At 57.9% G+C, this 9,718-nt stretch carries 10 protein-coding genes; 3 read left to right on the top strand and 7 right to left on the bottom strand.

Translation table 11 applies throughout. From position 1 onward, the window contains the following. Positions 1 to 153: 153 nt before the first annotated feature. The 5 genes from FHW68_RS26950 to hemJ form a co-directional block, all read right to left on the bottom strand. A complete protein-coding gene (locus FHW68_RS26950; RefSeq protein WP_095630810.1) occupies positions 154 to 492 on the bottom strand; it encodes a histidine triad nucleotide-binding protein in 339 nt (112 codons plus the stop codon). Between the two features lie 82 nt (positions 493 to 574). Further along, complete coding sequence (locus FHW68_RS26945) at positions 575 to 1,363, bottom strand: SDR family oxidoreductase (RefSeq protein ID WP_095630809.1); 789 nt, start codon at positions 1,361 to 1,363, stop codon at positions 575 to 577. A gap of 62 nt (positions 1,364 to 1,425) precedes the next feature. Continuing rightward, positions 1,426 to 2,403: a DUF805 domain-containing protein gene (locus FHW68_RS26940; protein WP_095630808.1), complete on the bottom strand. Its 978-nt coding sequence runs from the start codon at positions 2,401 to 2,403 to the stop codon at positions 1,426 to 1,428. 69 nt (positions 2,404 to 2,472) lie between these two features. Continuing rightward, positions 2,473 to 3,441: a nitronate monooxygenase family protein gene (locus FHW68_RS26935; RefSeq protein WP_095630807.1), complete on the bottom strand. Its 969-nt coding sequence runs from the start codon at positions 3,439 to 3,441 to the stop codon at positions 2,473 to 2,475. A 33-nt stretch (positions 3,442 to 3,474) separates the two neighbouring features. After that, entirely contained in the window at positions 3,475 to 3,906 is a 432-nt protein-coding gene (gene hemJ / locus FHW68_RS26930; RefSeq protein WP_095630806.1) for a protoporphyrinogen oxidase HemJ, read from the bottom strand. Positions 3,907 to 4,041: 135 nt separating this feature from the next. Between hemJ and argC the strand changes: the two genes are divergently transcribed. Together argC and erpA are read left to right on the top strand one after the other, a co-directional pair. Further along, entirely contained in the window at positions 4,042 to 5,076 is a 1,035-nt protein-coding gene (argC, locus tag FHW68_RS26925) for an N-acetyl-gamma-glutamyl-phosphate reductase (protein WP_183683951.1), read from the top strand. 168 nt (positions 5,077 to 5,244) lie between these two features. Beyond that, positions 5,245 to 5,595 carry an iron-sulfur cluster insertion protein ErpA gene (gene erpA, locus FHW68_RS26920; RefSeq protein WP_060541601.1) on the top strand — a complete coding sequence of 117 codons (351 nt, stop codon included), beginning with the start codon at positions 5,245 to 5,247 and terminating at the stop codon, positions 5,593 to 5,595. Between the two features lie 72 nt (positions 5,596 to 5,667). On the opposite strand, the gene FHW68_RS26915 is transcribed toward erpA, so the two are convergent. Continuing rightward, positions 5,668 to 6,759: an anhydro-N-acetylmuramic acid kinase gene (locus tag FHW68_RS26915; RefSeq protein ID WP_183683949.1), complete on the bottom strand. Its 1,092-nt coding sequence runs from the start codon at positions 6,757 to 6,759 to the stop codon at positions 5,668 to 5,670. A 3-nt stretch (positions 6,760 to 6,762) separates the two neighbouring features. Next, positions 6,763 to 8,199 carry a peptidoglycan DD-metalloendopeptidase family protein gene (locus FHW68_RS26910; protein ID WP_183683946.1) on the bottom strand — a complete coding sequence of 479 codons (1,437 nt, stop codon included), beginning with the start codon at positions 8,197 to 8,199 and terminating at the stop codon, positions 6,763 to 6,765. A gap of 211 nt (positions 8,200 to 8,410) precedes the next feature. Here FHW68_RS26910 and tyrS point away from each other — a divergent pair, with 211 nt between their 5' ends. After that, positions 8,411 to 9,610: a tyrosine--tRNA ligase gene (gene tyrS, locus FHW68_RS26905; RefSeq protein ID WP_095630802.1), complete on the top strand. Its 1,200-nt coding sequence runs from the start codon at positions 8,411 to 8,413 to the stop codon at positions 9,608 to 9,610. Positions 9,611 to 9,718 lie beyond the last annotated feature (108 nt).

Raw genomic sequence — 9,718 nt, 5'->3', positions numbered from 1 at the left:
GATAGATGAAAGCAAGCCAAACACGCATCAAAAACAGTATTGCAGAAAAGGGGGTAACCATAGATGTAGGAGCGAGGCTTGCCCGCGAAGCTTTTGGCGCACTTGAGGACGCCTTCGCGGGCAAGCCTCGCGCCTACAGGGGAGATTGATGAATCAGCCCGGCGGCCAGTGCATCTGGCGCTGACCGAGCACGTGCATATGAATGTGATAGACAGTCTGGCCGCCTAATTCATTGCAATTCATGACTACCCGGAAACCTTCTTCACAGCCCAGTTCCTTGGCCAGACGCTGGGCCGTGAACAGAATATGCCCGGCCAAAGCCTTGTCGTCCTCGGTGAGGTCGTTAAGGGTGCGCACCGGTTTCTTCGGGACTACCAGAAAGTGTACGGGAGCCTGTGGCGCGATGTCGTGGAAGGCCAGTACCTGGTCGTCCTCATAAATGATCTTCGCCGGGATTTCCCGGTTGATGATCTTGGTGAACAGAGTATCCACAGCTGTTTTCTCCGTTGTTTGGGCTGGGCTGAGTGTAACCATGGGTCAGGCCAGAGCCCAGTCTTTTGCCTTGAGGATTTGATCAGCGCGGACAATGGGCTTTGTTGACCATGCCCGCGATTGTCCGGGTCAGCCAGCGTGAGCCGAGCCGCGGCAGCAATGCGGACCAGCGATTCAGGCGACCGGGGATAATAATGGCGCGATTTTTCGCCAGCGCGCGCACGGTATAGAGCGCGACTTCTTCCGGGCTCATCAGCAAATTGCTCTCGACCAGTTTGTCGGTGTTCAGTTGCGCGGTGCGGAAAAACGCCGTGCGGGTCGGGCCAGGGCAGAGTACCGACACCTTGACCGCGCATTTCTTCAGCTCGACGCGTAAACCTTCGGAAAAATGCAGCACGTAAGCTTTGCTGGCGTAATAAGTGCTCATCCAGGGACCGGGATGAAACGCCGCGACCGACGCGACGTTCAGTATCTGTCCACCGCCCTGCAAGGCCATGCTGTTGCCAATGGCATGGCACAAGCGCGTGAGGGCCAGAATATTCACTTCGATCAAGTCCTGCTCGGTCATCCAGTCCTGGGCCAGGAATGGACCGCAGGTACCGATGCCGGCACAGTTGACCAGCAAATCTATCTGCCGGTCGCCTTCTTCCAGCTCCAGCAAAAAACCGGACAGCCTCAGCGGCTCGCCCAGGTCACAGGCACGAAACAGCACCTCCACACCAAAACGTTGAGTCAGTTCAATCGCAATGCTTTCAAGCTGATCACGCTGTCGGGCCACCAGAATCAGGTGGCGGCCGCGCCGGGCCAGCGCTTCGGCCATCGCCAGGCCGATGCCGCTGGAAGCGCCAGTGATCAGAGCGTAACGGGTCATGCAGTTCTCCATCGCAACAGCTCCGCGCCGGCGACGCAGGTGTCACGGGCGGGGAGCGCTGTTCATTCTGTCGCAGAGTCTACAGCGGGCTCGGCTGCTTCGGCTGCATCATCGGATGAATTTGGTGCTGGTTCGGCCTCATCGGCCGGCGCTACGTCAACTTCGTCGGTGATCACCGCGCTGCTTTGATAGGTGCTGTCGGTGGCGCTTTCGTACTCATCCTTGATCGCGGTGAGGCCTCCAGTCAGCCCGCCCACAAACATGATTGCGATAAACACCAGCCACAGCGAAGCCAGCACCCGGACCGCATTGCTGTTGGGCGGCGGCGGTGCGCCATATCGGTTGGCCGTGTTGTTACCCGGCACGATCATTATGACAAACGGAAAAACGCTGCCCACGATCGGTACAAGATTCAGCAGCCAGAGCCAGCCGGACCAGCCGATATCATGCAGGCGCTGCACACTGAACTGGATGCTGATGAAGGCGAGCACCACGACCAGGATAACGGCCAGCAGGCCCGCGAGAATCAAGCCAGCAGTGGAGTCCGTGCTGATGAGTGCGAAGCCGAACACAGCCAGGACGGCGCCAATGCCAAGCGTTACCAGCGTAAGGGCCATCGTCCAGGCCAGAAAGCGCAAGCGGCCGATACGGCCAACGAAACTGAAGGCCTTGAGCGTAGAAAACTCCGGCATTTTTTCGCCGACAGAGGCGCGAGGTGGTGCATAGGGAGAGTCGGGATCTGCCGTGACAGGCTGATCGTTGGCCGGAGCGTGTTCGTGAACGTCGGACAGGTTCAGCTCGATCGAGGGTTCTGCCTCAATTCGGGCATCGATGCCGGTTTTCGTTAGCGCCTGAAGGTAAACCTGCGCATCGGCCTGTGACAGGTCGCGCTTGAGCGCAACCTTCTGGCCACTGAACAGGCGCTCGATGGCCGCCACGTCGCTTTTGAACAGCTCGGCGAGATTGAGCTTCGCGGTGGTGACGTCAACACCTGGCAGCAGAGCGCCTTCGAAGACGATCTTGAAACGGTTTTCGCTCATGGCCGAGGCATCCTTGTCGCGAGAGTTTGTAATAGACGGTGTTACAACTATGAGTGTAAGGCCCGCCTGTCAGCGCGGCCAGCGCTTGGACAACGCCGCCGCCAGCTCCAGCGCCTTGCGATATTCGGCATCAAGACGCGCGACCAGTTGATCGACACTTGGCAGGTCCTCGATTTCTCCGACGCCTTGGCCTGCGGACCACACGGTTTTCCAGGCTTTGGCCTCATCGTTCAATGGCTTGAGCTTGGAACCGAAGTCCACCTCGCCCTTGCCTTGCAGAGCGGCCATGTCGAAACCGGCGGCCTCAAGGCTCCGTCGCATGAAACTCGCCGGTACTCCCGACACCGCTGGAGTATGGACGATGTCTGCGGCCCTGGAAGTCAGGAGCATCTCCTTGTACGCGTCAGGCGCATGACTTTCCGTGGTGCCGATAAATCGCGTACCGAAGTAGGCCAAATCCGCACCGAGCAACTGCGCGGCAAGAATTTCATGACCATGATTCAGGCAGCCGGCCAGCAGTAAGGTCTTGTCGAAAAACTGGCGAATCTCGGCGATCAGCGAAAACGGGCTCCAGGTCCCGGCGTGACCGCCGGCGCCCGCAGCCACGGCGATCAAGCCGTCCACACCGGCTTCGGCAGCTTTTTCCGCGTGGCGGCGCGTCGTTACATCGTGAAACACCAGGCCACCATAGCTGTGCACCGCATCCACCAGTTCTTTCACGGCACCGAGGCTGGTGATCACGATCGGTACTTTGTGTTCGATGCAGATCGCCAGATCCGCCTGTAATCGCGGATTGCTGTTGTGAACGATCAGATTCACTGCATAAGGTGCGGGGTTTTCCAGTATCGCCAGTCCTGCTTCGATGTCTTCCAGCCAGGCCTTGAAACCGCTGCTTTCACGCTGATTCAGCGCAGGAAAGCTGCCCACCACACCATTGCGGCAGCAGGCGAGCACCAGCTCAGGATTTGAAATCAAAAACATCGGTGCTGCTACCACGGGCAGACGCAAACGGTGTTCGAGCAAAGCGGGCAGCGACATTGGATGTACCCCGGATGATTGATGCTTGTGGGATTAAAACGGCCGAACGACGACCAGAATTACGATAGCCAGCAATATCAGAACCGGCACTTCATTGAACCAGCGATAAAAGACATGGCTGCGGGTGTTTTCGCCACGGGCAAAACGTTTTACCTGTGCGCCGCACATGTGGTGATAGCCGATAAGGATCACCACCAGGGTCAATTTGGCATGCATCCATGCACCTTGGGTGAAATAGGCGCTCGGGTTGAGGCTGATCAGCCAGATGCCGAATGCCAGCGTGGCAATCATCGCCGGTCCCATGATGCCCCGGTATAGCTTGCGCTCCATGATGCTGAAGCGTTCCTTGCTGACGGTGTCTTCGCTTTGAGCGTGATAGACGAACAGGCGCGGCAAGTAAAACAGGCCGGCAAACCAGCAGACCATGCTGACGATATGAAGTGCTTTGAGCCACAGATAAAGCATTTTTGGTTATTCCCAGGTTCACGGTAGCGCGAATAGTAGAGGCTTGAGCCGCCGCACGTCACCTTGACGGTTGTCGCAGGGCCGCGTCGCCCCTATTATCGACGGCTTTCCAGTGGGTTCGTTGAGGGCAGGTTTATGGTCAAGGTCGGTATCGTCGGCGGCACGGGTTACACCGGTGTCGAACTGCTGCGTCTGTTGGCACAGCATCCGCAAGCTGAAGTGGTAGTGATCACTTCCCGATCCGAGGCCGGCCTGGCCGTGGCCGACATGTACCCGAATCTGCGAGGCCATTACGATGGCCTGGCTTTCAGTGTTCCGGACATCAAGACACTCGGAGCCTGCGATGTGGTGTTCTTCGCCACGCCGCACGGTGTCGCCCATGCCTTGGCGGGTGAGTTGCTGGCGGCCGGAACCAAGGTCATCGACCTTTCGGCAGACTTCCGCCTGCAAGACGCCGATGAGTGGGCCAAATGGTACGGCCAACCGCACGGCGCGCCGGAACTGCTGGAGGAGGCGGTCTACGGCCTGCCGGAAGTTAATCGCGAGCAAATCAAGCAAGCGCGCCTGATTGCTGTGCCGGGTTGCTACCCGACGGCCACGCAATTGGGTTTCCTGCCACTGCTTGAAGCCGGTCTGGCCGATACCACGCGTTTGATTGCAGACTGCAAATCCGGCGTCAGCGGTGCCGGTCGTGGCGCTTCTGTAGGCTCGCTGTACGCCGAGACGTCGGAAAGCATGAAGGCTTACGCAGTCAAAGGGCACCGTCACTTGCCGGAAATCCGCCAAGGCCTGCGTCGTGCAGCGGGCAAGGACGTGGGGCTGACCTTCGTTCCGCACCTGACGCCAATGATTCGCGGCATCCACTCGACGCTCTACGCAACTGTTATGGATCGCTCGGTGGATCTGCAGGCGTTGTTCGAAAAGCGCTATGCCAACGAACCGTTCGTCGATGTGATGCCTGCCGGCAGCCATCCGGAAACCCGCAGCGTGCGCGGGGCCAACGTTTGCCGTATCGCCGTGCATCGTCCGCAGGATGGTGATCTGGTGGTGGTCTTGTCGGTAATCGATAACCTGGTCAAAGGCGCGTCGGGTCAGGCGGTGCAGAACCTGAATATCCTGTTCGGTCTGGATGAGCGTTTGGGTCTTTCCCATGCGGGCATGCTGCCGTAAGACGCTATCCTGCTTAGCAAAAAGGCCCTTCGAACGGGCCTTTTTGCATGTTGGTCTGACAATTGGGTTGATTGATATACCGTAACAATAGTTGACCGATTTTCTGGGAGAAGCGGATAATGCGCGTCATCACGCATTATGGCGGCGTAACGCCGGGAGATAGTCAGCATGAGCGTCGAATCCTTCACCCCCACGGCTTTGCAATTTACCCACGGTGCCGCGCACAAGGTGAAGAGCCTGGTCGATGAAGAGGGGAATGATCGCTTGAAGCTGCGCGTATTCGTTACGGGCGGCGGTTGTTCAGGGTTTCAATACGGCTTTACCTTCGATGAAGAAGTGGCCGAAGACGACACCATCGTCGAGCGCGAAGGCGTCAGTCTGGTGGTCGATCCGATGAGCTTCCAGTACCTGGCAGGTGCCGAAGTGGATTACCAGGAAGGTCTGGAAGGTTCGCGTTTCGTGATCAAGAACCCGAACGCTACCACCACCTGTGGCTGCGGCTCTTCGTTCTCGATCTGATCGCACCCTCAGCATTGCCAGGCGCCGCAAAGTCTCAGGACTTTGCGGCGTTTTGCTGTCTGGGGTTCAGGCTCACGCGGGGTAGATGGCGCCGAGTACGCGCAGACCGCGGGCACCGGTGACGCTCGGACGGTTGGCCGCGATACCTTCCAGGCAGCAATGGGCCAGCCAGGCGAAGGCCATGGCCTCGACCCAGTCCGGGTCTATGCCATACGCAGCGGTACTGCTGACTTTCGCGTTCGGCAACAGACTGGCCAGGCGCTTCATCAGCGCGGCGTTGTGCGCGCCGCCACCACAAACCAGCAGCTCCCGGGTATCCGATTGGGCGCTTTGCAATGACTCGACAATGGTCAGCGCAGTTAGCTCGAGCAACGTGGCCTGTACGTCTTCGGCAGCGAAGACCGGTAGCTGCGACAAATGCTGCATCAGCCATGGCAGATTGAACACTTCGCGGCCGGTGCTCTTCGGGCCCTGGGTCACAAAGAATGGATCACTGAGCAGCTCGTTCAACAGGACCGGTTGGACCTTGCCGCTGGCGGCCCATTGACCGTCACGATCAAAGTTGTCGCCCCGTTGTTGGTGAATCCAGGCATCCAGCAAGACATTCCCGGGGCCGCAGTCGAACCCGGCAACAGGCTTGCCGGGTTCGATCAGGCTGAGGTTGCTGAACCCGCCGACGTTCAAAACCGCGCGGTTGCCAGGCCGTTCTTCAAACAGGGCTTCGTGAAAGGCTGGGACCAATGGTGCGCCTTGCCCGCCTGCGGCTACATCGCGGCTGCGGAAATCGCTGACCACGGTGATGCCGGTCAGCTCGGCAAGCAAGGCAGGGTTGCCGATTTGCACCGTGAACCCGCGCGCCGGCTCGTGGCGAATGGTCTGACCATGGCTGCCAATCGCGCGAATGTCATCGGGCTTCAGGTTTTGTTGTTCGAGAAGGGTGTGAATGCCCTGCGCGGCCAGTTTCACCCAGTTCTGCTGGGCAATGGCGGAGCGGGCAATTTCGTCCGGGCCGCTGGCGCACAAGCCAAGCAGCTCGGTGCGCAGGGAAACGGGCATAGGGATGTAATGGGTGGCGATCAGCTTGATCGCCGGGGTTTGCTCGATCAGCGCAATGTCCAGGCCATCAAGGCTGGTCCCGGACATCACCCCTATATAGAGCGCCATGGCTTAGCGTTTACTCGAAGCCAGCTGGGTGGCTTTCTCTTGATTCATGCGCGCCATCAACGGTTGGCTTTGCGCGAGGAAGCGTGAGCGCTCAGCTTTGGAGATCGGATCGGCCATCGCTACCTTCTGCCCCAGCGGATCGACGTGCACGCCATTGACCTGGAACTCATAGTGCAGGTGCGGGCCGGTGGAGAGGCCGGTGGTGCCGATGTAGCCGATCACTTGGCCTTGCTTGACGCTGCCGCCAGTCTTGACGCCTTTGGCGAAGCCCTGCATATGGCCGTATAGCGTGCGGTAGGTATTGCCGTGCTGGATGATCACGGTGTTGCCGTAACCGCCGCGACGACCTGCCAACAGTACTTTACCGTCACCGGCAGCCTTGATCGGCGTGCCGCGTGGTGCCGCGTAATCGACACCCTTGTGGGCACGGATCTTGTTCAGGATCGGGTGCTTGCGGCCCATGGAGAATTTCGAGCTGATGCGGGCGAAGTCTACCGGGGTGCGGATAAACGCCTTGCGCATGCTGTTGCCGTCAGCGGTGTAGTAGCTGCTGTTGCCTTGTTTGTTGGTGTAGCGCACCGCCGTGTACGTCTTGCCGCGGTTGGTGAAGCGTGCGGAGAGAATCGGGCCGTTGCCGACAGCTTTGCCGTTGACGACCTTTTGTTCGTAGATCACATCAAACTCGTCACCTTGGCGAATATCCTGGGCGAAGTCGACGTCATAGCCAAACACGCTGGCCATATCCATGGTCAGGCTGTGGGATAAGCCTGCCCTGGCGGCAGATTGCGACAGCGAGCTGTTGATCACGCCATGAACATAGGCAGAGCGAACGGTAGGCTTGGCGGTAATGCGATTGAACGTATAACCCTTGTCATTCTTGGTCAGGCTGATGCTTTCCGTGTCGCTGACTTTGCTGTGCAAATTGGTCAACTGGCCATCAGGGCTCAGTTCGAACTCAAGTTTCTGGCCACGTTTTAGCTGGCTGAACTGCTTGGCCTGCTTGTCGCTGGCCAGCACTTCATTCACTGAAGTGGCCGGAAGGCCGACCTTCTCGAACAAAGTCGAAAGTGTGTCGCCTTTGCTGACAATCACTTCCTTATGGCTTGGCGCCTTCTTTTCTTCGACGACTGGCTCGGGAGCAGGGGCGGGGATGGGGGCGGCCTGGGCGGTTTCCTGAGTGCTTTCGGCGCTGTTTTCGATTTGCGCGAAGGGAGAGGCTGTCAGCTCATTTGTGGCTTGGACGGCGTCTGCGGCGTCTTGATCTTGTGTCAGTTGTTCTGCAGGGCTTTCCAGTTCAAGACTCAGGGTCGTCTTTTTGGCTTCAACATCACTGGAAGGGAATACCAGAAGCGCCAGGCTAAGAAGGGCGGCGATGCCACTTGCGGCGAGCAGGTGGGTCTTCGGGTAAAGCGGCGGCGCTTTAGACGGTTCTGTGGTCATAGGTAATTTTTGACTTTGAAAAGATGAATTGGAAAAGATGAATGACATGATGAAGACGAAATAACTGTATAAAATATAACCAAATCATCCCTTAAGCAAGTCTGCGAACGCTCTGGCCGTGGATTGGTGTCCGCGCGCCGGCCAAAACTTGTATTTGGTGCGCGATCTTGTATGGTTGTTCCCCTTTGAATCTGAGCCTTGCGGGTCTGTTATGAAGTCGGTTGAAGAGCAGCTAGCGCTGATCAAACGTGGTGCAGAAGAACTGTTGGTCGAGTCCGAGCTGATCGAGAAACTCAAGCGTGGCCAGCCATTGCGTATTAAGGCAGGCTTCGATCCGACCGCGCCGGATCTGCACTTGGGTCACACCGTGCTTATTAATAAGCTGCGCCAATTCCAGGATCTGGGGCACCAGGTGATCTTCCTTATAGGTGACTTCACCGGGATGATCGGTGATCCAAGCGGCAAGAGCGCCACACGCCCTCCGCTCACCCGTGAGCAGGTTCTCGAGAATGCCGAGACCTACAAGACTCAAGTGTTCAAGATTCTTGATCCGGCCAAAACTGAAGTGGCGTTCAACTCCACTTGGATGGATCAGATGGGGCCAGCTGACTTCATTCGTCTGACATCGCAATACACCGTGGCTCGCATGCTTGAGCGCGACGATTTTGACAAGCGTTACACGGCCAATCAGCCCATCGCCATTCATGAGTTCCTCTATCCGCTGGTTCAGGGTTATGACTCGGTCGCGTTGCGTGCGGATGTCGAGCTGGGGGGCACCGATCAGAAGTTCAATCTGCTGATGGGGCGCGAGCTGCAGCGTGGTTATGGCCAGGAGGCCCAATGCATTCTGACCATGCCGCTGCTTGAAGGTCTGGATGGCGTGAAGAAAATGTCCAAGTCGTTGGGCAACTACGTCGGTATCCAGGAAGCGCCGGGTGTCATGTACGGCAAGCTGGTCTCCATTCCGGATGCGTTGATGTGGCGTTACTTCGAATTGCTCAGCTTCCGCTCCATGGAAGAGATCAATGCTTTGCGGGCTGACGTCGAGGCGGGTGCGAACCCACGTGACATCAAGATCAAGCTGGCCGAAGAGATTGTTGCCCGCTTCCATGGCGAAGAGGCTGCGGCCAATGCTCATCGTGCGGCGGGCAACCGTATGAAGGAGGGTGAGTTGCCGGATGATCTGCCAGAGATCGAACTGACTGCTGCTGAGGATATGCCGATTGCTGCTGTCCTTAATAAGGCAGGTCTGGTGAAGAACTCTGCTGTGGCGCGCGATCTTCTGGGGGCTGGTGGTGTGCGTATAGATGGTGAGGTGGTCGATCGCACCTTTATATACGTACTGGGCGCAACCCATGTTTGTCAGGCCGGGAAGAAGGCATTTGCGCGTATTACGCTCAAATCCGAATAAAGCTGAAATCAGGGGTTGACGGCAGATTTTGAAGGCCTATAATTCGCCCCACTTCCGGCGCAGTCGAAACGGAAAACTCCTTGATAAACAATGAGTTACGCGGTTTTC

The organism is Pseudomonas sp. Tn43 (assembly GCF_014192635.1).
GTDB lineage: Bacteria > Pseudomonadota > Gammaproteobacteria > Pseudomonadales > Pseudomonadaceae > Aquipseudomonas.
This window is presented reverse-complemented; position numbering and strand designations above follow the sequence as displayed.